Consider the following 20,784-nt stretch of genomic DNA (forward strand, 5'->3'; position numbering starts at 1 on the left):
GCGCCGTCGAGCGCGGGACCCCGCCCGGACAACGGCGTCCGAGCGGGGTCTTCGACGCGTGCGGATCAGGCGTTGTCGTAGGCGTCCTGCAGAACCCGGACGTCGAGTTTGGACATCGACCGCAGGGCGGTGCCGACGGCGATGGTCTTGGCCGGATCGTCACCGCCCATCAGCTTCGGCAGCGCGGAAGGCACGACCTGCCAGGACAGGCCGTAGCGGTCGGTCAGCCAGCCGCACGGCCCGGGCTCCCCGCCGTCCGCGGTGAGCGCGTCCCACAGCCGGTCGACCTCGTCCTGGGTGCCCACGATCACCTGCAGTGACGCGGCGTCGGTGAGCGGGTGGTCCGGCCCGCCGTTCATCAGCGTGACCGCGTGGCCGTCCAGCTCGAGCGAGACGATGAACGCCGAACCATCGGAGTTGCGGGAGATGTCTACCACCCGCGAGTTCGGAATCGCCGAGGCGTAGAAGGTGGCGGCTTCCTCGGCGGCGTTGTCGAACCAGAAGAACGTGTTGACGGACATGTGGTGCTCCTGTGTGGTGTGGTGTGTCCTGCTGTCACCTACCGGTCGGAGCTGCCGGTTCGGCTTCGACATACTTCGGGAAATTTCCCCGAATTTTTCTCCGGCAGCGTCGACCGCTCTTGGCCAGGTGATCGCTGAAAGCGCTTCGACGTACCGGGAGTTCGCGGCTTTTCGCTGGCAGAACCCATCGACCCATTCGGTAACCAGGCATACGCTGATGTTTGGCCTACGTGATGTGGTCTATCCCACTCTTGGGGACATGATGTCTCGACCCCCCCGGCTCCGCCGGTGCAGCGGTCGAGGCGAGCAAGGAGTGAGCAATGAAAGGTGGAGGAAAAATCGCGCTAGGGGTGGGCATCGGGTATCTGCTCGGCCGCACCCGCAAAATGCGCTTCGCGTTGTCGCTGGCGGGTGCCGCGATGGCCAAACGGTCGACGGGAACCCCCGGTGATCTGCTCGAGCGCGGGACCTCGCTGCTCAAGTCGTCGCCGGAGTTGACCCGGATCACCGACACCGTGCGCGGCGAGTTGCTCGGCGCCGCGCGGTCCGCCGCGGTCACCGCGGCGAGCAACCGCCTCGACGCGCTGAACACCAGGTTGCAGCAGGGTTCGACGCTGCTGGCGGACGAGGATCGACGTGGCTCGCGAGCGACCGATTCCGACGAGGACGAGTACGAGGACGAATCGTCCGAAGACGCGCGCGCGTCGGCCGACGGCGATCTCGAAGACGAGTACGAGGAAGACGAGGACCAGTCCGAACAGGGTGCGGACGAGGACGACGCCGAGCGGCCCGCCGCGCGGCGCGCTCGCCGACCGAGCACCGCGGGCAGGCGTGCGGCGAGTTCCCGCAGCGCGGACCGTTCGGCCGGTTCGGCGGATCGCAAGCCGTCCGGGAGTCGTGGACGCCGTAGTCGCACCGATACCGACGACGCCCCCGTGCGTCGCACGAGGAGGTGACCGGAGATGGCCAAGACGTTGCGTGACGCGACAGCCGGAGTCGGCAAGCTGGCCACCGACACGGCGGGCCGGGCCACCAAAGCCGCGGGCCGGGCGGGATCGACCGCCAAGAAGACAGCCCCACCGCCCACGCCGACCGGCCTTCTGCAGGAATCGATGCAGAACCTCGCCGGGACCCTGGCCGAACGCGCCGTGTCCGGGCTCACGAACCAGGTGTCGAAGACCGCGGGCCGGTTGACCGACTACGCCGAAGGGGGCGGAGGGAATCTGCTGTCGGCGCTGACCGGCGTGGAAAAGCTCGCCGGCGGCGCCTCACCGTTCCAGGCGGCCATGAGCATGGGCAAGAGCAAGATCGGCCACACGCTGCGCGAAGGGTTCCAAACGGCGAAGGAGTCCCTGACCGGCGGCAAGGGCAAGGGTGGTGGCAAGAAGATCAAGCTGACCAATATCGTCGAGCACATCGACGTCGGCGTTCCGGTCGACCTGGCCTACGACCAGTGGACCCAGTTCGCGGACTTCCCGAAGTTCACCAAGAAGCTCGAGCAGGTCGAGCAGACGGCCGACGAGAAACTCAGCTGGACCGGCAAAGTGTTCTGGTCCCGGCGCACCTGGGAATCCACGATTCTCGAGCAGGTGCCGTTCGAGCGGATCGTCTGGCGTTCCAAGGGCCACAAGGGCTACATCGACGGCGCGGTCACCTTCCACGAGATCGCGCCGGGGCTCACCCGCATCCTCGTCGTGCTGGAGTACCACCCCAAGGGGTTCTTCGAGAAGACCGCCAACATGTGGCGCGCGGCCGGTCGCCGGTGCCGCCTGGAACTCAAGCACTTCCAGCGGCACGTCATGACCGAGACCGTGCTGCACCCCGACGACGTCGTGGGCTGGCACGGCGAGATCCGCGACAGCCAGGTCGTCAAGGACGACGAGACCGCACGACGCGAGGAAGAGGAGAACGCCGAAGAAGACCACGCGGACGACGAGGGATCCGCGGCGGAGGAGCCGGAGGACGAGGAGCCGGACGAGGAAGACGAAGACGAGACCGACGAGCTGGACGCGGACGAGCGAGACGAGGACGAGGAGGACGAATCCGAGCCTTCCCGCCGCCGCCCGGCCGCCCGCCGCCGCACCACGGTGACCCGCCGGTCGCGCGAGAGGCGAGGAGCAAACGCATGACCATCGAACCCGCAGGAGGCGCAGGCGGTGGCGGAGCGGGCACGATGGCGCGCCCGAACTCCTCCAGCCTGGCCGACGTGATCGACACGATTCTCGACAAAGGCCTGGTCATCGACGCGTTCGCGCGTGTGTCGCTGGTCGGCATCGAACTGGTGACCATCGACGCACGCGTCGTGGTGGCCAGTGTCGATACGTATCTACGATTCGCCGAAGCCGTCAACCGGCTGGAGATCTCCACCAGCGAACCGAAGGGAATCACCGACATCGTCGGCGATGTCACCCAGGGCGCGGCGAAGCACAAGACGAGCGGCGCGCTCGAGGCGGCGGGCGAGAAGGTGATGAACTTTCTCGGCGATGTGGAGGACAAGCGCCAGACCGCGAGCAGGCCCAGGCGCAAGGAGGATCGATGACTACCGGTCAAGCCTCCGTGTACGTCTACGGCATCGTGCCCGCCGACGTGGAGCCCGAGCCGCACGCCACCGGTGTCGGCGACCCTCCCGGCGAGGTCGCGGTGGTGCGGCACGGCGAGATCGCCGCGCTGATCAGCACGCTCGAATCGGACCGGCCACTGGGCACACCCGATGACCTCACCGCGCACGCCGAGCTGCTGGACGGCTCGGCCGCCGTCGCTCCGGTGCTGCCGCTGCGGTTCGGTGCGGTCATGACCGACGCGGAGGCGGTGGAGAACGAACTGCTCGGGGCGAACGAAGACGAGTTCCGCTCCGCGCTGGAGCAGCTCGAGGGCCGCGCGCAGTTCGTGATCAGAGGGCGCTACGTCGAGGACACCATCCTGCGGGAACTGCTCGACGAGAACGCCCAGGCCGCCCAGCTGCGCGACGAGATCCGCGACAAACCCGAGGACGCCACCCGCAATGCCAGGATCGCGCTGGGCGAGCTGATCAATCAGGCCATCGAGGCCAAGCGAGCCGAGGACACGCACAGGGTGGTCGCCGAACTCGAGCAGTTCGAGGCACTCGTCAACCAGCGCGACCCCTCCCATGAGGAGGAGGCCGTCCACGTCGCGGTGCTGGTCGAGCTGGAACGGCAGGAACAGCTGGAGGAAACGCTGCGCCGGCTGGGCGAGGAGTGGGACGGTCGCGTGGAGCTGAACTTGCTCGGCCCCATGGCGGCCTACGACTTCGTGACGAAGCGCACACCCGAGGGGTGAGATATGGGTCTTCTCTCGACGATCTTGACATTGCCGGTCGCCCCGGTCCGCGGCGTCATCTGGCTGGGCGAACTGATCCAGGACCAAGTGGAGCAGCAGCTGCACGATCCCGCCACCATGCGGCGGGAACTCGAGGAGATCGATGCGGCCGCGGCAGCCGGTCAGCTGTCCGAAGAGGAGCGCAAACAAGCGCAGCAGGCGGTCCTGGATCGCATGACCGGTCGGCAGGCGTGATCGCGATCGATCGGAAGGAGTGACTCGCGTGGCACGCAAGACCACTTCCGACGACTCGGAGGATGTGCACTCGGCATCGGGCGAATCGTCGTCCCTTTCACCGGTCAGAGCCGCCGCGACGGCGGTCGAACACCTCGTGGAGCTGACTTCCAAGCAGGTGGAGGGCGTGACGTCGATGGAACCGACCGAGGACGGCTGGACGGTGGAGATCGAGGTACTCGAGGACCGCCGGATTCCGTCGTCCGCGGATATCCTCGCGCTCTTCGAGGTCGAGATCGATATGGATGGTGAGCTGCTGGCCTACCGCCGAACCAGACGCTATGCCCGCGGCAGCACCGACATCGGAAGGGCTCGGCAATGACGGTGGTCGGCGGCGGATCGTCCGCACCGCAGCCCTTCGGCGGCGAGCATCATTCGACGAACCTCGCCGACATCCTCGAGCGGGTGCTCGACAAGGGCCTGGTGATCGCGGGCGACATCCAGGTGAACCTACTCGACATCGAACTGCTCACGATCAAGCTGCGGTTGGTGATCGCGTCCTTGGAGACGGCCAAAGCGGTGGGCATCGACTGGTGGGAGACCGACCCCTGGCTCAACAGCAAGGCCCGCACGCTGGAACGGCAGGATCGCGATCTCGAGCTCGAGAATCGGGAACTGCGCGACCGGATCGCTCGACTGGAAGCGGCGAGCGAACGCCGTCAACCCATCGAAAGCCGCCGCGAGCCGAGGGAAGAGCAATCGTGACCGAGGGTCTCGGGGTTTGGCTGTATGCGGTCACGTCCAGCCGAGGCAACGCGGAGGACGTGGGCGAACTGACCGGGGTCGCGGGAGAGCCGGTGCGCTCGGTGGTCTCGGACGATCTGTCCGCGGTCGTCGGCTCGGTGCCGCTGGAGGTGTTCGGCGAGCAGCCGTTACGGCGGAATCTGGAGGATCTCGACTGGCTGGAGGGGACGGCCAGGGCGCACGACGCCGTCGTGGCGGCCTTGGTGCGCCGCGGTCCGACCGTCCCGCTCCGGCTCGCCACCGTCTTCCGCGACGACGACCGGGTGCGCGACCTGCTCGATGAGCGGCGGACGGACTTCGCCGCGGCCCTGGCGCTGGTGAGCGGCCGTACCGAGTGGGGCGTGAAAGCCTACGGCGACCGCGCCGCACTCACCGCCGCCGTGGCCGAGGCTCGCGCCGCGAGCGACAACGCGACAGGCGCGGGCGCGGCCTACCTCGCCCGGCGGCGCGCGCAACTGTCCGCACAGGAAACCGTGGAACGCGACGCGGCCGAGCGCGCCGAGGAGATCCACACCCGCCTGGTGCACCACGCCGCGGCTGGACGGCGTCAGACGCTTACCGACCCGGCTCTGAGTGGGCGCCGGGACTGGATGGTGCTCAACGGCACCTACCTCGTGGACGACGACCGCACCGACGACTTCACCGCGACGGTCACCGCGCTCGGCGCCGAATTCCCCGGTATCCGGCTCGAACTCACCGGCCCGTGGCCGCCGTATTCGTTCGCGGGCGTGGAACGAGAGCCGGCATGAGCCGGGTCGCCCAGCACGTCGACGACGAGCGCCGCGTCGCGCTGGTCGACCTGCTGGACCGGGTGCTGGCCGGAGGCGTGGTGATCACCGGCGACATCAAACTCGCCATCGCGGACGTCGACCTGGTGCAGATCTCGTTGCGAGCGCTCATCTCCTCCATCAGCACCCTTTCCGCGCCACTCGGGCCCGCGGCGAACCGCGCACTGGAGACGCCCGGCGATGACTGAATTCGGCGGCATACCACCCCGCATCGACACCGACCCCGAATCCGTCGAGCGCGGGTTGGTCTCCCTCGTCCTCACCCTGGTCGAACTCCTCCGGCAACTGATGGAGCGCCAAGCACTCCGCCGCGTCGACGCGGGCGACCTCACCGACACCCAGATCGAACGCATCGGCACCACCCTGATGCTCCTCGAACAACGCATGGAAGAACTACGCGACCACTTCGGCCTGACCCCCGAAGACCTCAACATCGACCTCGGCCCCCTGGGCACCCTCCTCCCCCGCGACCCGTCTTGACGTTTCGAGATCAACGGCACGGGGCCGCGAAATTCGCCGAGCAAGCTCTCCACCACACCAGTACCAGGTTCCACCTCGGGTATCAGTGCTTTCAACCCGGCGGACGATGATCTTCCCGTGCGGCGGCGAGCAGAGTTGGTGGTGTGCAGATGGGGAAAGCCTTCAGAAGTAAGGGTGTCCCCCGCACACTCTGATTGGGGAAGCAATATGACTAGCAACAAAATTCGCGCAGCCATAGCAACGGCAGCGCTCGCACCGGTCATCGCCCTCGGCTCAGGCATAGCTACCGCGGCTCCGGCCGAATCTCCTGTGCCCGCCCAGGTGGCGGACACCTCCCAGCCAGCCCCCGTGCAGGTCGAACCTGTCGCACTAGCGGCGCCGTTCACATTGGGACTCAGCCTGCTCGCATTGCCGTTCTGCGCGTTCGCCATCTTCCCACCTGCTGTATTCGGCTGCGTAGTAGCCGTCTGATCGCGAATCTCGACAGCCCTCGGGCCGAACTTCAAGATCAACGGCACATGGTGGAGAGCTGTTCTCGGCGAATACCGCAGCCATGTGCCGTTGATCTTGTACCTGCGTGCCGAGGCGGTGGGCGCTCGGTGTGGGAGACGGCCCGGGCATCCACGGCATCCGGCCCGGCGGCAGCCTGGCGTATGCCTCGGGTCGAGGGGGTCGTCAGAGTGCGGCAGGATTGCGCTCATCATGACGGACAACGATGATTCCTTCCCGGCCGGCCGGCGGTGGCACATCGCGCGGCTCGCGCTGTTCGCCGCGTTCCTGTTCGGGATGTTCTATCTCGTCGCCGTCACCCGGGTGATCGATGTCGAGGCTGTGCGCGGCATGGTCGCGGCTACGGGGCCGGCTGCGCCTTTGGTCTATGTGGTGGTGTCGGCGGGCCTCGGAGCCGTTTTCGTTCCCGGTCCCCTGCTGGCCGCCGGGAGCGGTCTGCTGTTCGGGCCGCTGGTCGGGACGTTCGTGACGCTGGGCTCCGCCGTGGGTACGGCGATGATCAGCAGTTTTCTCGGGCGCCGGGCGGGCCGCGAGAGCGCACGCGGGTTGCTCGGCGCGCAGCGCGCCGAGCGTATCGACGCACAGATCGAGCGGCGCGGCTTGTGGGCCGTCGTCGGGCAGCGCTTCCTGCCCGGCGTCTCGGATGCGCTCGCGTCGTATGTGTTCGGAGCATTCGGTGTTCCTTTGTGGCAGATGGCCGTCGGCGCGTTCATCGGCTCGGCGCCGCGCGCGTTCGTCTACACCGCGCTCGGCGCCTCCATCGGCGATCTGTCCGGCCCCTTGGCCTACACCGCGATCGCGGTGTGGTGCGCCACCGCCGTCATCGGAGCCTTCGCCGCGCATCGCGGATATCGGAGCTGGCGCGGCCGCGGCGCACGTCTCGAGCGGGAAGCGGTGCCGGATCGCGCCGCGGAGCCGGGCAGCTGAAACCGATCGTCAGGTCGGCCGTGACCGTCCCCTCGGCGGTAGGCGGCCCCGTCGAGGAGCCTCGGGAACGCCTCGAGTGCCGCAACCCCGCCGTGAGGACGCTCGTCGGCACCGGCCTGGCGTGGGCTTTCCGAGAGGTATTTACTGAGAGGAACGGCCGACTTCCCAGCGGCCGGCCGACGGCCTCCGAGGTGTGTATGCCGGTATGGCGACTACGCGAGTTCCGTGACGATGATCTGGATCAGGCGATCCAGATCTGGGAGCAGAGCCGTGTGCCTACCGCGGACGAGCCGGTCTTCGCGCTGGCGGAGGTGACGGCGGCCGCGCGAGCGGGGCAGTCGGCGGTGGTGGCCGAGGTCGGTGACGAGATGGTCGGGATGGCGGTTGCCCAGATCCAGGGCGAGCGCGCCTGGGTCCTGCTGGTGGCGCTGGCGTCGCGGTGGCGGGGGCGCGGGATCGGCAGCGCACTGCTCGCCGAACTGGAGCGGCGGCTGCGCTCGAACGGCGTGCGGCGGATCTGCACGCTGGTCCCCGAGGGGGCCACCGGGTCCGTGGCGTTCGAGAATTCCGGGTACTCGCGCCGGGCGGGTCTCGTCTACTACGAGCTGCTGGAACCGCTGGCTCCCGCGCAGTCCACTCTGCTGAGCGAATTGGGCGGGCGACTGCTACCACGGGGACTGTGGCAGTCGATGGCCGGGATGGACCGAGAGAAGCAGATCATCGAACGCCGGGTCGTGTTACCGCTGTCGAATCCCGATGTGGCCGAGCGTTATCGGGTTCTTCCACCCAAGAGCGTCATCCTGTTCGGGCCACCGGGGACCGGCAAGACCAGCTTCGCGAAAGCGGTCGCTTCCCGGCTCTGCTGGCCGTTCGTCGAATTGTTCCCCTCCCGGTTGGCCGCGGCGACGAGCGGAGGGCTCGCGGCCTCGCTGCGCGAGGTATTCGCCGACCTGGCCGAACTCGACGAGCTGCTGCTGTTCATCGATGAGGTGGAGGAGATCGCGGGCACGCGTTCGGGTACGGCGACCAGCCCGGCGCACGGAGTCACCAACGAGCTGCTCAAGCTGATACCGACGTTCCGGGAAAACTACACTCGCCTGCTGATCTGCGCGACGAACTCGGTCCGCTCGTTGGACCCGGCATTCCTGCGACCCGGTCGATTCGACTACGTGATCCCGGTCGGCCCGCCGGACGAACCCGCACGCAACGCGATCTGGCAACGTTATCTCGGCCCCGCCACCGAAACCGTCGATCTCGACCGTTTGACCCGCGCCACAGCGCAATTCACCCCCGCCGACATCGAATACGCGGCCCGCGCGGGCGCGCAGTCCGCGTTCGAACGCGCAATGCGCGACGACTCGAGCGAACCCGCGACCACCGAGGACTACCTGACCGCGGTCGCCAACACCCGCCCGACCCTGACACCCGAAATCCTGACCGCGTTCGAGCGGGACCAGCAGGACTACACCCGGCTGTGAGAAAGCCTGCACCCCAAGTGGACAGCGCCTGAGCCGGTGGACAGGAGCGGCGCATTACCACGGGACACGAGGGTCGGAGATCCTACGCGCAGGGTGGGGCGGGCGCGTCGACGAACAGCGGCTGGCCGGTGGGTGGGGCGTAGACCACGTCGAGGACGAGCGGTTCGGTGCCGAGGTTCAGGCCCACGTGGACGTTCCATTCGCCTGCCGGCTCGTAGATGAACTCGCCGGTGCGGTAGACCGGAGCGTCACAGTCGGGGCCGGGGTGGGTGAGCGTGCCCGATCGGACGAAGCCGAAGACGGGGCCGACATGGTAATGCCAGCCGGTGGACCCGCCGGGGCCGATCGTGATCTCGCGTACGACCAGATCGGTGCCCGCGACGAACGGAAGGAGTCCGGCGGGAATCTGGGCCTGGCCGAGGGTGACGGCGGTGATGTCGCTACCGGGCGTCGCGTCGGCGTGCGCCGCACTCACCAGCGCGCCGGCGACGACGACCGGCACTACGGCGACGCGGAGAAAGAGCGTCATCCTCGCAGCTTAGCCACGGGAGTGTGGCACCGGAACCGGGTTCGCCGGCTCGGGCGCTCACCGCGTTGCGCTGCCCTCTCGTCGCGCTGTCGCGGATCGCGTCCTGTCCGACGCCGCAGTCGTGGTGAGTTTCCGTGAACAGAGCACTGGATTACCGTACGTACGTGGCCCGGACAGACGAAGAGGATGCGGCGGCGAAGATCATCGACGCCGTGGTGTCGATGCTCGAGTCGGACGGCTACGACGCGGTCCAACTGCGGGCGGTGGCCCGGAAGGCGCACGTGTCCCTCGCCACGGTCTACAAGCGGTATCCCACCCGCGACGACTTGATGGTCGCGGCGGTCGAGCGCTGGATGGCGACCAATACCTATGCCACCCCCGCCCCGCCGATCGAAGGCGAGACCCTGGGCAACGGCCTGATGCGGTTGCTGCGGTACGTGTTCGAACCGTGGGAACGCAATCCTCGGATGCTCGAGGCCTACTATCGCGCGCGATCCGGCCCTGGCGGCCGACGACTCGACGCCCAAGGCTTCGACGCCGTGCTGCCCGCCGCGGGGGCCTTGTTCACCGACGTCGATCCCGACTACATTGCGGACATCGCGCTCGTGCTGACCAACATGATCTACGCGCTGATCGGCCGCTTCGCGACCGCCGATCTCGACATCGCCGAAATCCTGCCCGCTCTCGAGCGAACCGTCCACAGGCTGACCGGGAACAACGAACCGCTGGCAGCCCCCGCCGGGCAAGCGCGGCCGGGTGGCACGAGCTTTCCATGGAGCGCTGCCCTCGTCTCCCCGTTCTCCCCCCGTTCCGTCACAGACCCCACACCATCGACCACAACGGATCACCCACCGCAGTAGATCAGCCCGGCCACGGAACCGCCCGGTGGTCATCCGACCCGCCGCCTCGATGAACGCCGGACAAACTCTGGTCGCAGGCGAGACGCGTTCGGACGACGCGCATTCCGGGCAAATACCCCATTCGCGGCGGTGAGTCCGGTGTATTCCCGCCTGCGGTGCGGTGTCGAGTTGCTCCGGCGCACCCGCCCGGTACAGCATCGGCGGTATGCCGTCCACACCGCTGAATCCAGCAGGCGACGTTCCCGACACCGGAATCCCCAGCCATCTCGCTGCCGACATGACCATCACCGAGCAGCACGAGTGGCATCGTGCCCACCTGCGCCGCCATCCGGTCTCGCGACGCAACATCCTGCGCGGAGCCGCGGCGGCCGCCGCCGTGGCCGCGATCGGCACGTCGCCGTTCGGCAGGCGCGCCTATGCCGAAGAGGCTCAGCTCGCGGTGGGTGGACGGCGCGTCGCCTTCGGTCCGGACGCGGCCAGTCAATTGCGTTTCGCGGCGCAGCTGTCGCGGCGTCCGGCGGGCGCCACGGTGTACCTCGACCACGGGCCGACGCCGGCGTTGGGTGCGACGGTCGAAGCCGAAGTGCGCAACCTGCTCACCCAATTGCCCACGGCCGACGGCGGCGTGCTCGCGGCCGAACAGTTCTACGTCCACGCCCCGGTGGACGGCCTGCCCGGCCGGGTGCCGCACTTCTATCGCTGGCGGACCTCCGACGGATTCGTCGGCGACATCCGTGCCGCCGCACCCGCGATGCCCACCGGCCGGCCCGCGGTCCTTCCGTTCCGCTTCACCATGATGGGCGACCAGGGCACCGACGCGACCCCGGCGCTGCCGGAAGGCGTCGCTCCCGGCGACTACGACGACAAGTACTACAAGGCCGACAATGATCCGGCCGCGCCGCACGCGAGCAACGTGCTGCGCCAGATCGCCGCCTCCCGGCCCGATTTCCACATCCTGGCAGGCGACATCGCCTACGCCGACCCGTCCGGCGCGGGCAAGCCGGGACAGTTCGTCGCGCACGGAGCACGGCCTACGGGCGGGTTCGACAAGTACAACCCGTACGTCTGGGACGTCTACTTCAACGCCATCGAGCCCAGCGCCGCGCAGACGCCGTGGATGTTCGCCACCGGCAACCACGATATGGAGGCGACCTACGGCGACCACGGCTACGGCGGGCATCTGGCGCGGCTGGACTTCCCCGGAAACGGTCCGGCCGGCTGTCCGGCGGCGTACTCGTTCACCTATGGCGACGTCGCGGTGCTCTCCCTGGACGCGAACGACGTCTCCTACGAGATCCGCGCCAACACCGGCTACTCGGGTGGAGCGCAGACGAGCTGGGTGGAACGCACCTTGGCCGCCTACCGCGCCGACCCCGACATCGACTTCATCGTCTGCTTCTTCCACCACTGCGCGTATTCGACCACCGAAGCGCATGCCAGCGACGGCGGTGTGCGGGACGCATGGGTGGGGCTGTTCGACCGCTACCAGGTGGATCTGGTGTTGCAAGGCCACAATCACGTCTACGAGCGCACCGACCCGATCCGTGGCGGACAGGCGACCAAGGTCGCGGGCGACAACTCGATCGTCTACCCGGAGACCGACGGAACCGTCTACTACACCGTGGGCGGTGGCGGACGCCCGCGCTACGAGTTCCAGCCTGGATCGCGGGAAAGCTTCCGCGGCAACGAGCTACCCGACACCGCGGTACCGAACAGCTATGTATGGACGCCGGGTGGAGGCCGACAGGACGAAGCCGCGCCGTGGTCACGGGTCCGCTTCCGGAACTACTCGTTCCTGCGCGTCGACGTCCGGCCGGGCGTCTTCGCCAGCGAGATGGACGTGGTCGCGGTCGACGAGTACGGCCGCGAATTCGACCGCGTGCTCTTCCGGCGGCAAGTGCGGCCCTGAGCCGGGCTACTTCTTCTTCTTGGGTGGGAGGGTCCGGGCGTAGGCGACGCCGCGCTCGACCCATTCCCGCAGGACCTCGTCGTCGTCGACCGCGGTGACCCGCAGCCAGCCGACCATCTCGCGCCCGCCCATGACCATGGGCTGCGCGGCGTCACCGAGCAGCCGCTCCCCCTCGTCGGGACCGACCCGCACCAGCAGACCGCCCTGGCCGCTCGCGGCCACCGCCATATTGCCGCCGATCAGGAAGGCCAGGCCGCCGAACATCTTCTGCTCGGTGAGCTCCGGGCCGGGCGCGATCAGTTCCCGGATCCGCTCGGCCAGCTCCTCGTCGTATGCCATGGCGGCATTGTCCACCTCGGGTACGACAGATCGGCGATTCCGTCGTCCCGACCGGCGACGTGTCCTTCTCCCGCTCGTCCGCGAGCACAAGGCGGCCGAGAACTGCGCACGCCCGGCCGCGCGATCGACCGGGCCGTACCGAAAAATCCTGCAACACAGCCGGATTGACTCCGCTCGTAGGTAGGCCTCTAGGTACGTACGTACACTCCCGAGCCTCCTGGATGTCATTGGACGTTCAGGCGGATGTTTCCGTACCTGACTGTAATACAGGGCATGAGACGGGGGACCGCATCGTCGATGCCTCTCGTGCGCAACCAGTTTCAGAGCTCGCAGTCGACTGCGCCCCCGAGACGGGAATAAGGACTCCTCCGTGCACATCTGCCCCCCGGTGGTGCGATCACGCACTGTCCGTCATCGTTCGTCCAGGCGGAATTCGATCCGAGTCCCCGGCACGTTCCCGATCCTCGGCGGTGTGCCGAACTGGTGGTCGCGCTTCGGGGCGAGCGCTTGGCGGAGGCGGGTGATCTGGCTCGCGCTGACCCTCTTCGCGCTCGTCGTATTTCCCGGCTGCGTCGGCGCGCTGGCTGTCGCACAGGACGCGGCGGGATCCACGCAGGGGAGTTCGGCGATCGACGGGCTCAGCTGGATGAATATTCGCGACTCATCGGGAGTTCCGCTGTCCGACTACCGGTTCGCGACGGGCGACGAAAGCCTGTTCAAGCCCCGCGCCACCATCCTGTGGGCCGTGCTGGGCTTCGAATTCATCGGCTACATAGCCATTGTGACGACGGCAATCTGGTTGATCGGTTACGCGTTGAGCTTCCGCTGGCTGGACATGTTCAGTGCGGCGTTGCGCGGCGTGGCCGATGCTCTGACGGCGCAGATCGCGACCCCGATCATGCTGATCACCGCGGCGAGCCTGGGCGCGTTCTTCGTCGCGTATTTCATCGCACGCGGGTACCACGCGAAAGCCACCATGCAAGTGGTGACGATGGTGGGGGTGGCGTTGCTGGGACCGCTGTTCCTGGCCGAGCCGCTGGCGGATGTGCTGTCCTCGCACGGGTTGCTTGCCCAGGGCCGCGATCTGGGCATCTCGGTGGCGGCGGGCTTGAACGGGGACGCCAACCCGAATCCGAACCAGTTGGTGTCGACGATGCAGAGCGACCTGGCCGACAACTTCGCCCGGCAGCCGCTACAGGTGTGGAATTTCGGGCACACGGTCGACCAGCGGCCCTCCTGCCGCTCTGCATGGTCGGCGGGGGTGGCGGCCGGCGACGACGCCCGGGTGATCAGCGGCTTGAAGGCATGCGGGGACACCGCCGCGCACGCCAAGGCCGAGAATCCGTCCATGGGGCAGGTCGCCACCGGGCTCATGCTGCTGATCTGCGGCGGCATTCTGCTGGCCTTCGCGATGTACCTCGGACTCAAGGTCATCAAGGCCGCGCTGGACGCGATCTATCACGGAATCATGTCGATATTCGGTTTCGCCGCAGGCGGATTCGTGTACGGCCCGACGCAGACGTTCCTGGTCCGCAATGTCGTGGACAGCTTCGTCGCGGCGGCGCGAATGACGGCGTACACCATCTTTCTCGGGGTCTACATACTGTTCATGGGCAACCTGTTCGCGCAGGCTCGCGGCCAGGTGATGGCGGTGATCGTCATCGCGGGCACCGTCGAAATCGTCGCGATATTCCAGCTCAAACGCCTCAGCGGTGGCCTGAGCCGCGGCAACGACTGGATCGCCAACCGGTTCGGTCTGGCGATCCAGGGCGCTGAGAGCAAGTCGTCGAGCAGCGGCGGCACCGCCCTCGGCATGGGTGGCGGCAGCAGCGGCGCGAAGGCCGCACCCGGGATGGGGCTCGTGAACACACTCACCACGCTCAATGCCATCAACGCCTCGCCGGTGACGGCATGGCTCGCCGGGGGAAGGGTGAATCCGTTGAACCCGCTGGCGAACACACGACGCAGCATCGAACGCTCCACCAGGAGGATCCTGACCAGCCGCGAAGAGGGATACATCGAGCATCAGCTGGCCCGGACGAACTGGCGAGGTGTCGCGGTCGCCGCGGCCACGGAGGTCGGGGGCATGCACACCCAACTGGGCGTCTCTCGTGCCCTGAAAGTGCTGCGCGACAACAAGGTTCCCGATTCGCGTATTCATGCCGTGCTGCTCTCCTCCGGCGCCACCAACGAGCGGGTCACCCATGCGCTGACGGCATACTCCGTCCAGGAGTCGACGGCGTCCCAGAATCCGTACAGCTTCGCCCCGTTGCAGAAGGCGATCGCGGCGGCATGGGCGGTCGACAACCACGTCGGCCACGAGGCGCACGACGCCTTCGCCGCTCAGGCGGTCATCTCGGCGGACAGCTTCGTCCGGCACAGCAACGCACCGGCCCCCGGCGCCACCATCGATCATGCGTTCGTGCGGCGGGTCGAGCAGAACTGGCATTCGGACCGGGCACTGCGCGCGGCGATCACCCCGGACGAGTGGGACGGCGCCGGCCGCGACACCCGGTGGGCGATCGGCCACCGGGTCGCGACCATGCACCAGGACGCGGCCCGGACGTACTACCAGAATCCGACCGATATCAACCGCGAAGCCCTGATGCGATCGGCCAGGCGCGTCGCCAACCTCGATCACCTCGATCCCGATGGTGGACTCGACCCCTGGAACCCGTAGCGGAGGTCGGCCGCCCACGCCGGTCACCCGTGGTCAGGCCGCGCGCAATACCTCCGCGAACACCTCGTCCGGATCGGACGCTTTCAGGCCGAACGCGTCGCGGATGGCGGAGTCGTCGACCGTGAAGGGCGCGTGCGACATGTGGTAGGTCTCGAACAACTCCGACCAGAACGGATCGGTGACCGCCAGCAGCGTCAGCTCGCGATCGCTCATGACCGCCAATCGCGGCTCGGGCGCCCCGGCCGCGGCGGCGAACCGTCCGGCCAGCTCGCGCACGGTCGCGGTGATGGTGGGCGCGTGCCAGGCCCGGCCCCAGGCGCGTTCGTCGCGCGCGACCGTAACCGCCGCCGCGGCCGCGTCACCGATCGCGGTGTAGGCATGCGGCAGGTCGAGCGCCTGCGGCAGCAGCGCCAACCGCCCGTTCCGGATACTCGGCTGGGCGAGCAACGAGAACAGCGAGACCGCGCCGGGGCCCAGGAATTGCCCGGCCCGCACCTCGACGGCACGCACCCGGCCTGCGCTGTGGGCCTGTTCGGCCTCCTGCCACATCCGGGCGCGTACGAGTCCTTTCGGTCCCGTGGCCGCCAGCGGCGACTGCTCGGTGAGCGGACCGTCAGCGGGGCCGTAGCCGTACAGGTTGCCCAGCATCACGTACGTCGCGCCGACCTGCTCCGCCGCGGCACGGATGGACCCGAACAGCGGCGGAATGGTCTCCGGCCAGGTGTGATACGCGGGCATGGCCATGTTGAACACGGTGTCGGCGCGTTCGGCGAGCCGCGCCAGCGCGGCGGAATCGACCGCGTCCAGCGCGACGCGCTCGATATTCGGGTGCTCGGGGCCCGCACCGCTGCGGCTGACCATGCGCACCCGGTCGCCCGAGTCGGCCAGTAGCGCCGCGGTGGCCGAAGCGGTGGCGCCCCGGCCGACGATGACATGCGAAGGCATGCGACTTCCCTTCTGCGACAGGATTGTTCACGCGACCTGCGCGCACCTTGCGTGCCGTTGCCGATCGCGTGCTACTCAGCCTGCCGCCGCGCGAGCGGGTAGGCTACTGGCCGGATTGCCAACTATCCCAAGGATCGAGCCATGCTGACTGTCGCCGTCGTCGCGGTTCCTCCGGTGAAGGCTTTCGACCTGGCCATGCCGGAAACAGTGCTGGGCGCGGCGATGGTGGACGGCGAGCCCGGCTACCGCATCGTGGTGTGCACCGCCGCGCCGGGCGTGCTGCCCGCCGGGCTGGGCGGATTCGACGTGGTGGTCTCCCGGGGGCTGGAGGCGATCGAGGAAGCGGATATCGTCGTCGTGCCGAGCACCGGCAGTCGCTCCGACGCCGACGCCGCCACGCTGACCGCCCTGCGTCACGCGGTGGACGCGGGCAAACGCGTCACGTCGATCTGCAGCGGCGCCTTCGTCCTGGCACAGGCGGGCCTGCTGTCCGGCCGCACCGCCACTACGCACTGGGCCCTGGCCGACGAATTGGCCGGGAACCACCCGGACGTATCGGTCCGCAGCGACGCGCTGTTCATCGAGGACGGCCCGATCACCACTGCCGCGGGCGCGGCGGCCGGAATCGACCTGTGCCTGCACCTGATCCGAGCCGATTACGGCGCGACGGTGGCGAACGCCGCCGCCCGCGTCGCCGTCGTCACCCCGGTGCGCCCCGGCGGGCAAGCTCAGTTCGTGGACGCCCCCCTGCCCGCGGAGCACGGCGTGACCCTCGCGGATACACGCGCTTGGGCACTGCGCAGGCTCGACTCGCCGCTGTCCCTGGACGACCTGGCCGCGCACGCGCGCACCAGCGTTCGCACGCTGACTCGCCGCTTCCACGAGGAAACCGGCCTCACCCCCCAGAAATGGCTGCTGCACCAGCGCCTGCACCGCGCCAGGGAGCTGCTGGAATCCACCACGCTGCCGATGGATCAGGTGGCCAGGTACAGCGGCATCGGCTCGGCGGAGTCATTGCGCCAGCACATGATCCGCCACGTCGGGGTGTCACCGAGCAGCTATCGCGCGTCCTTCACGCGCTCGCCCGACCGAATCGCCTCGACCGTCGTTCCGGATCGTTGAGCCGTCCGGGAGTCCCGCGGCACGGTGCGCGATCAGTAGGCGGACCGGACAGGCGATGCCTCGGATCGACCATGCGCCGGCTCCTTCGCGACGCACCCGAACTCACTGTGCGACTCGCCACCATGACGACGAGCATGCGTATGTCTACCGGGCTTCAGCGGTAATAGTTGTACATGGCGGCAATTCTCGTCACCGGCGGAACCGGTGCCCTGGGCAAGCTAGTGGTCGGCCGGTTGCGCGAAGCGGGCCACGAGGTGCGCGTTCTTTCCCGTCGCGCGGGCGCGGGCACGCACGTCGGAGATCTGCGCAGCGGTGCGGGCGTGGCGGAGGCGGTGGCGGCGACCGATGCGATCGTGCACGCGGCCTCGGATTTCCGGCGCGGAGGCGGACCGGACGTCGCGCAGACCGAGAACCTGCTTCGGGCCGCAGGCGGCGTCCGGCACCTGCTCTACGTGTCGATCGTCGGCATCGACCACATCCCGTTCCGGTACTACCGCAACAAGCTGGCCTGCGAGCGAGCCGTCATCGACAGCGGTGTGCCGCACACGATTCTGCGGGCGACGCAGTTCCACGAGTTGATCGCGGCGGGGTTGCAGACCGTCGAGGGGTGGCCGGTGGCGCCGCTGCCGTCCGATTTTCGTTTCCAACCCGTCGCCGCCGCGGATGTGGCGCGGAGGATCGCCGAGTTGGTCGAGGGTGAGCCGCTCGGTCGCGCTCCCGATTTCGGCGGCCCGGAGGTGCTGACAATGGCGCAGTTGGCCGAGGTGTGGCGGGCCGCCCGGCAGCGTCCGCGCCGCATCGTCCGGCTGCCGGTGCCCGGACGGGTCGGGCGCGCTTTCCGGGCCGGGTTGAACACGTGCCCCGACCACCCCGATGGCGAGCAGACCTGGGCGGAGTTCGTCGCTTCGGGCCCGACGAACGCCTACGCCACCGGGAAGCGGCATCGCTGATCGCACCTGATTTGGCCGCGTACCGCTCAGCGCGCCCGCGCCCGGACCATTTCCTCCGCGGCGACCCGGTAGCGCTGGGCGATCAACCGGACCACCGCCGGATGCACACCGATGGGCTCGGCGACGCCGTCGGCGCCCGCCTCGTGCAGCCGCTGTTGGAACAAGCCGTGCGCCAGCAGGTACGAGGCGACGAAAACGCGGCCCGCGCCCGCCGCGCGCTGTTCGGCGACCACGTCCGGCACGCGCGGCGCACCGGTCGCGACGTAGCCGATGCGGACCGCAGCGCCGAGGTGTTCGGCCAGCAGTGCGGCCGCGCGGCGGACATCTTGACGGGCACGGGCGTCCGAGGAGCCCGCGGCGGCGAAGACCACCGCGTCGCCCGGGGTCCAGCCCGCCGCGCGCAGACGCATCGCCATGATGCGCGCCAGCGCGGGATCCGGCCCCATGGCGGGGGTGACCGCCACCGCCGGATGCGCGCTCTCGGCCACCTCACGCGGCACGTCCTGGTACACGTGGTAACCCGAGGCCAGGAAGGCCGGAACCACCACGGCCGGTACGGATTCGCCGGTCGGCGTCACCAGATCGCGCAGTACTTCGGACGGCGAAGGGCCGAGCACGTCGACGAAAGCGGTCCGCACCCAAGGGTTTTCCCCGGTCTCGGTGCCGGGCCCCGAAATCCCGGCACCGAGTTCCTTCGTCACGGCCTCGGCGAGCGCGGCGATCATCTGCACGCCCTTGGTGCTGCGGGTGCCGTGGGCCACCAGCACCAGGGCGGGGGCGGTCACCAGCTCCCCGCAGTCTGGATGTGCCGAGGTGCCCGGGTCGGAATTCCGACGCCGGGCACCTGAGGTCCTCCTGTCGCGGTGGGCCGTGGGTTGTTGTCGGTACATTCCGCCGGGTCCAGCGCGAGCCGGTACCCGCGTTTGACCACGGTCTGGATCGCCTTCGGCGTGCCGAGCCCGGCGCGCAGCCGGGCGATGGCGGTTTCCACCGCATGCGTGTCGTCCCCACCGCCGGGCAGCGCGGCGAGCAGGTCCTCACGGGAGACGACCCGGCCGGGCTGACGGGCCAGCGAGCGCATCAGGGCCATCGGCGCGGGCGCCAGCTGACGCACCTGATCGTCGACCACCACGCACGCGCCGCGCACGCTGATGATGTGGCCAGCGGCGTGGATGCGGTTGGCACGCCGCGGCAGTTCCTCGGCGACGTGGCGGGCCAGCGCGCCGAGCCGGGCCCGGCCCGGCATCGAGGTGGGCACCCCGAGCTCCTCCAGCGGCGCCGCCGTGATCGGGCCGACGCAGGCGGGCAGCACCCGGCCGCGCAGCGCGTACAGCAGCCCTTCCAGCAGCCCGGTTTCCTTGGCGCGCATCAACATCGACGCCACGGCCGGGGCGCTGGTGAACGTGACGCAATCCATGCCGGAGGTGACGATCGCCTCGATGAGGTGATCCATCGGCCCCTGGTCGTCCGGCGGCACCCAGCGGTACACCGGCACCGGCACGACATCCGCGCCCGCACAACGCAGGACCTCGCAGAAGTCGGGTACCGGCTCCCACTCCGTGGTGGCGCCGTGCAGCTGCACGGCGATCCGGACGCCTTCGACGCCCTCGGCGAGCAGGTGATCGAGCACTTCGGCGGAGGACTCGGAGGCGGGTGACCATTCCTCGCGCAGTTCCGCGGCGCGGATGGCGCCCTTGGCCTTCGGGCCGCGCGCGAGCATCCGGGTGGTGCCCAGCGTCTCGCGCAGGTCCTCGGCGAGGCCCCAGCCTTCGGCCGCCTCCATCCACCCGCGGAAGCCGATGCCCGTGGTGGCGACGGTGATCTGCGGCGGATCGGCGACCAGCTGACGGGTCACTCGCTCCAGCTCGTTGTCGTCGGCCAGCGGGATGATCCGGATGGCCGGTGCCGAGACGATGGTCGCGCCCCGTCGTTCCAGCAGCGTGGCGAACTCCACCGCCCGCCGGGCCGCCGTGATGCCCACCGTGAATCCGGCCAGGCTTGCGCCCGCGTCAACTGTTGTCATTGGCGTTCATCCATCCGAGGACGCGAGCGCGGCGGACACCGGCTCGTTGGAAATCGAAACGATGCCGTCGTCCACGCGCACCGCGTACACCGGCAGCATCGCCGATTCGTCGTCCAGGCAACGCCCGTCGACCAGAGAGAAGGCCTGCTTCAGCAGCGGCGAGGCCACGACGGGCACCCCGCCGCGATCGCCGACGATCCCGCGCGACATGACTGCCGCCCGGCCGATCGGGTCGATATTGCCGACGGCATACAGCATGCCGTTCTCCAGCAGGAACAGGGCGGCCTGCCGGCCACCTTTCAGCAACACCGCAACGCCGCGGCCGGGAATCAGGTAGTCGAGACGGCAGGCCTGTGTCCACCCGGTGGTGGTAGCTGTGGCAATGCCGGGGGTATCGATCACGGTCATC

24 protein-coding genes are annotated in these 20,784 nt (G+C 68.9%); 17 read left to right on the plus strand and 7 right to left on the minus strand.

Going from position 1 to position 20,784, the window contains the following annotated elements:
- Window positions 1-65: 65 nt before the first annotated feature.
- Window positions 66-521 (minus strand): VOC family protein, encoded by a 456-nt coding sequence (locus ON19_RS22940; RefSeq protein ID WP_043696782.1) that lies wholly within the window; start codon window positions 519-521, stop codon window positions 66-68.
- 320 nt (window positions 522-841) lie between these two features.
- Between ON19_RS22940 and ON19_RS22945 the strand changes: the two genes are divergently transcribed.
- The 12 genes from ON19_RS22945 to ON19_RS23000 all read left to right on the plus strand — a co-directional run bounded on the left by ON19_RS22945 (window position 842) and on the right by ON19_RS23000 (window position 9,018).
- The gene (locus tag ON19_RS22945; RefSeq protein WP_043696593.1) at window positions 842-1,477 is read left to right on the plus strand and encodes a hypothetical protein; all 636 of its coding nucleotides are present in this window, start codon (window positions 842-844) and stop codon (window positions 1,475-1,477) included.
- A 6-nt stretch (window positions 1,478-1,483) separates the two neighbouring features.
- Window positions 1,484-2,650, plus strand: coding sequence for an SRPBCC family protein (locus ON19_RS22950; protein WP_043696596.1), 1,167 nt, complete (start codon window positions 1,484-1,486; stop codon window positions 2,648-2,650).
- Window positions 2,647-3,060, plus strand: coding sequence for a gas vesicle protein GvpJ (gene gvpJ / locus ON19_RS22955; RefSeq protein ID WP_174377721.1), 414 nt, complete (start codon window positions 2,647-2,649; stop codon window positions 3,058-3,060). Before ON19_RS22950 ends, gvpJ begins: the two co-directional genes overlap by 4 nt.
- A complete protein-coding gene (locus ON19_RS22960) occupies window positions 3,057-3,818 on the plus strand; it encodes a GvpL/GvpF family gas vesicle protein (RefSeq protein WP_043696599.1) in 762 nt (253 codons plus the stop codon). The genes gvpJ and ON19_RS22960 overlap by 4 nt, the downstream gene beginning before the upstream one ends.
- A gap of 3 nt (window positions 3,819-3,821) precedes the next feature.
- Entirely contained in the window at window positions 3,822-4,052 is a 231-nt protein-coding gene (locus ON19_RS22965) for a gas vesicle protein GvpG (protein ID WP_043696602.1), read from the plus strand.
- A gap of 28 nt (window positions 4,053-4,080) precedes the next feature.
- Window positions 4,081-4,413 carry a gas vesicle protein GvpO gene (gvpO, locus tag ON19_RS22970; RefSeq protein WP_043696605.1) on the plus strand — a complete coding sequence of 111 codons (333 nt, stop codon included), beginning with the start codon at window positions 4,081-4,083 and terminating at the stop codon, window positions 4,411-4,413.
- Entirely contained in the window at window positions 4,410-4,796 is a 387-nt protein-coding gene (locus ON19_RS22975; protein ID WP_043696608.1) for a gas vesicle protein, read from the plus strand. Before gvpO ends, ON19_RS22975 begins: the two co-directional genes overlap by 4 nt.
- Entirely contained in the window at window positions 4,793-5,584 is a 792-nt protein-coding gene (locus tag ON19_RS22980; RefSeq protein ID WP_043696611.1) for a GvpL/GvpF family gas vesicle protein, read from the plus strand. The genes ON19_RS22975 and ON19_RS22980 overlap by 4 nt, the downstream gene beginning before the upstream one ends.
- Window positions 5,581-5,811, plus strand: coding sequence for a gas vesicle protein (locus tag ON19_RS22985; protein ID WP_043696614.1), 231 nt, complete (start codon window positions 5,581-5,583; stop codon window positions 5,809-5,811). Before ON19_RS22980 ends, ON19_RS22985 begins: the two co-directional genes overlap by 4 nt.
- Window positions 5,804-6,103 carry a gas vesicle protein K gene (locus ON19_RS22990; protein WP_043696616.1) on the plus strand — a complete coding sequence of 100 codons (300 nt, stop codon included), beginning with the start codon at window positions 5,804-5,806 and terminating at the stop codon, window positions 6,101-6,103. The genes ON19_RS22985 and ON19_RS22990 overlap by 8 nt, the downstream gene beginning before the upstream one ends.
- Window positions 6,104-6,805: 702 nt before the next feature.
- A complete protein-coding gene (locus tag ON19_RS22995) occupies window positions 6,806-7,540 on the plus strand; it encodes a TVP38/TMEM64 family protein (RefSeq protein WP_051169200.1) in 735 nt (244 codons plus the stop codon).
- Between the two features lie 197 nt (window positions 7,541-7,737).
- Window positions 7,738-9,018 carry an ATP-binding protein gene (locus tag ON19_RS23000; RefSeq protein ID WP_043696619.1) on the plus strand — a complete coding sequence of 427 codons (1,281 nt, stop codon included), beginning with the start codon at window positions 7,738-7,740 and terminating at the stop codon, window positions 9,016-9,018.
- 82 nt (window positions 9,019-9,100) lie between these two features.
- Here ON19_RS23000 and ON19_RS23005 read toward each other — a convergent pair whose 3' ends face one another.
- Window positions 9,101-9,547 (minus strand): cupin domain-containing protein, encoded by a 447-nt coding sequence (locus ON19_RS23005; RefSeq protein WP_043696622.1) that lies wholly within the window; start codon window positions 9,545-9,547, stop codon window positions 9,101-9,103.
- A 164-nt stretch (window positions 9,548-9,711) separates the two neighbouring features.
- Between ON19_RS23005 and ON19_RS23010 the strand changes: the two genes are divergently transcribed.
- Window positions 9,712-10,407: a TetR/AcrR family transcriptional regulator gene (locus ON19_RS23010; protein ID WP_043696790.1), complete on the plus strand. Its 696-nt coding sequence runs from the start codon at window positions 9,712-9,714 to the stop codon at window positions 10,405-10,407.
- 205 nt (window positions 10,408-10,612) lie between these two features.
- A complete protein-coding gene (locus ON19_RS23015; protein ID WP_043696625.1) occupies window positions 10,613-12,316 on the plus strand; it encodes a metallophosphoesterase in 1,704 nt (567 codons plus the stop codon).
- 6 nt (window positions 12,317-12,322) lie between these two features.
- On the opposite strand, the gene ON19_RS23020 is transcribed toward ON19_RS23015, so the two are convergent.
- Window positions 12,323-12,655 carry a TfoX/Sxy family protein gene (locus ON19_RS23020; protein ID WP_043696792.1) on the minus strand — a complete coding sequence of 111 codons (333 nt, stop codon included), beginning with the start codon at window positions 12,653-12,655 and terminating at the stop codon, window positions 12,323-12,325.
- A gap of 472 nt (window positions 12,656-13,127) precedes the next feature.
- Between ON19_RS23020 and ON19_RS23025 the strand changes: the two genes are divergently transcribed.
- On the plus strand, window positions 13,128-15,335 hold the full coding sequence (locus tag ON19_RS23025) for a hypothetical protein (protein WP_157229802.1): 2,208 nt from the start codon (window positions 13,128-13,130) through the stop codon (window positions 15,333-15,335).
- A gap of 33 nt (window positions 15,336-15,368) precedes the next feature.
- Here the strand turns inward: ON19_RS23025 and ON19_RS23030 are convergent, their stop codons facing one another.
- Complete coding sequence (locus ON19_RS23030; protein WP_043696630.1) at window positions 15,369-16,280, minus strand: NAD-dependent epimerase/dehydratase family protein; 912 nt, start codon at window positions 16,278-16,280, stop codon at window positions 15,369-15,371.
- 141 nt (window positions 16,281-16,421) lie between these two features.
- Between ON19_RS23030 and ON19_RS23035 the strand changes: the two genes are divergently transcribed.
- On the plus strand, window positions 16,422-17,402 hold the full coding sequence (locus tag ON19_RS23035) for a GlxA family transcriptional regulator (RefSeq protein WP_043696633.1): 981 nt from the start codon (window positions 16,422-16,424) through the stop codon (window positions 17,400-17,402).
- A gap of 173 nt (window positions 17,403-17,575) precedes the next feature.
- Window positions 17,576-18,352: an SDR family oxidoreductase gene (locus ON19_RS23040; protein WP_043696636.1), complete on the plus strand. Its 777-nt coding sequence runs from the start codon at window positions 17,576-17,578 to the stop codon at window positions 18,350-18,352.
- 26 nt (window positions 18,353-18,378) lie between these two features.
- On the opposite strand, the gene ON19_RS23045 is transcribed toward ON19_RS23040, so the two are convergent.
- The 3 genes from ON19_RS23045 to nirD are packed head-to-tail and all read right to left on the minus strand — an operon-like array spanning window position 18,379 to window position 20,783.
- Window positions 18,379-19,137: a sirohydrochlorin chelatase gene (locus tag ON19_RS23045; protein WP_043696639.1), complete on the minus strand. Its 759-nt coding sequence runs from the start codon at window positions 19,135-19,137 to the stop codon at window positions 18,379-18,381.
- The gene (locus ON19_RS23050; protein ID WP_043696642.1) at window positions 19,134-20,375 is read right to left on the minus strand and encodes a uroporphyrinogen-III synthase; all 1,242 of its coding nucleotides are present in this window, start codon (window positions 20,373-20,375) and stop codon (window positions 19,134-19,136) included. Before ON19_RS23050 ends, ON19_RS23045 begins: the two co-directional genes overlap by 4 nt.
- A 6-nt stretch (window positions 20,376-20,381) precedes the next feature.
- On the minus strand, window positions 20,382-20,783 hold the full coding sequence (nirD, locus tag ON19_RS23055; protein ID WP_043696793.1) for a nitrite reductase small subunit NirD: 402 nt from the start codon (window positions 20,781-20,783) through the stop codon (window positions 20,382-20,384).
- Window position 20,784: the final 1 nt, after the last annotated feature.

The sequence above is a fragment of the Nocardia abscessus NBRC 100374 genome, assembly GCF_000308455.1.
Lineage (GTDB): Bacteria > Actinomycetota > Actinomycetes > Mycobacteriales > Mycobacteriaceae > Nocardia > Nocardia abscessus.

Coding starts and splice junctions, on each gene's coding strand:
- ON19_RS22990 (WP_043696616.1), top strand. CDS start 5,804: ATGACTGAATTCGGCGGCATACCACCCCGCATCGACACCGACCCCGAA.
- ON19_RS23015 (WP_043696625.1), top strand. CDS start 10,613: ATGCCGTCCACACCGCTGAATCCAGCAGGCGACGTTCCCGACACCGGA.
- ON19_RS23000 (WP_043696619.1), top strand. CDS start 7,738: ATGCCGGTATGGCGACTACGCGAGTTCCGTGACGATGATCTGGATCAG.
- ON19_RS22945 (WP_043696593.1), top strand. CDS start 842: ATGAAAGGTGGAGGAAAAATCGCGCTAGGGGTGGGCATCGGGTATCTG.
- ON19_RS22965 (WP_043696602.1), top strand. CDS start 3,822: ATGGGTCTTCTCTCGACGATCTTGACATTGCCGGTCGCCCCGGTCCGC.
- ON19_RS22960 (WP_043696599.1), top strand. CDS start 3,057: ATGACTACCGGTCAAGCCTCCGTGTACGTCTACGGCATCGTGCCCGCC.
- ON19_RS22985 (WP_043696614.1), top strand. CDS start 5,581: ATGAGCCGGGTCGCCCAGCACGTCGACGACGAGCGCCGCGTCGCGCTG.
- ON19_RS23030 (WP_043696630.1), bottom strand. CDS start 16,280: ATGCCTTCGCATGTCATCGTCGGCCGGGGCGCCACCGCTTCGGCCACC.
- ON19_RS22995 (WP_051169200.1), top strand. CDS start 6,806: ATGACGGACAACGATGATTCCTTCCCGGCCGGCCGGCGGTGGCACATC.
- ON19_RS23035 (WP_043696633.1), top strand. CDS start 16,422: ATGCTGACTGTCGCCGTCGTCGCGGTTCCTCCGGTGAAGGCTTTCGAC.
- ON19_RS23050 (WP_043696642.1), bottom strand. CDS start 20,375: ATGACAACAGTTGACGCGGGCGCAAGCCTGGCCGGATTCACGGTGGGC.
- ON19_RS22950 (WP_043696596.1), top strand. CDS start 1,484: ATGGCCAAGACGTTGCGTGACGCGACAGCCGGAGTCGGCAAGCTGGCC.
- ON19_RS22975 (WP_043696608.1), top strand. CDS start 4,410: ATGACGGTGGTCGGCGGCGGATCGTCCGCACCGCAGCCCTTCGGCGGC.
- gvpJ (WP_174377721.1), top strand. CDS start 2,647: ATGACCATCGAACCCGCAGGAGGCGCAGGCGGTGGCGGAGCGGGCACG.
- ON19_RS23020 (WP_043696792.1), bottom strand. CDS start 12,655: ATGGCATACGACGAGGAGCTGGCCGAGCGGATCCGGGAACTGATCGCG.
- ON19_RS22940 (WP_043696782.1), bottom strand. CDS start 521: ATGTCCGTCAACACGTTCTTCTGGTTCGACAACGCCGCCGAGGAAGCC.
- ON19_RS23040 (WP_043696636.1), top strand. CDS start 17,576: ATGGCGGCAATTCTCGTCACCGGCGGAACCGGTGCCCTGGGCAAGCTA.
- nirD (WP_043696793.1), bottom strand. CDS start 20,783: ATGACCGTGATCGATACCCCCGGCATTGCCACAGCTACCACCACCGGG.
- ON19_RS23005 (WP_043696622.1), bottom strand. CDS start 9,547: ATGACGCTCTTTCTCCGCGTCGCCGTAGTGCCGGTCGTCGTCGCCGGC.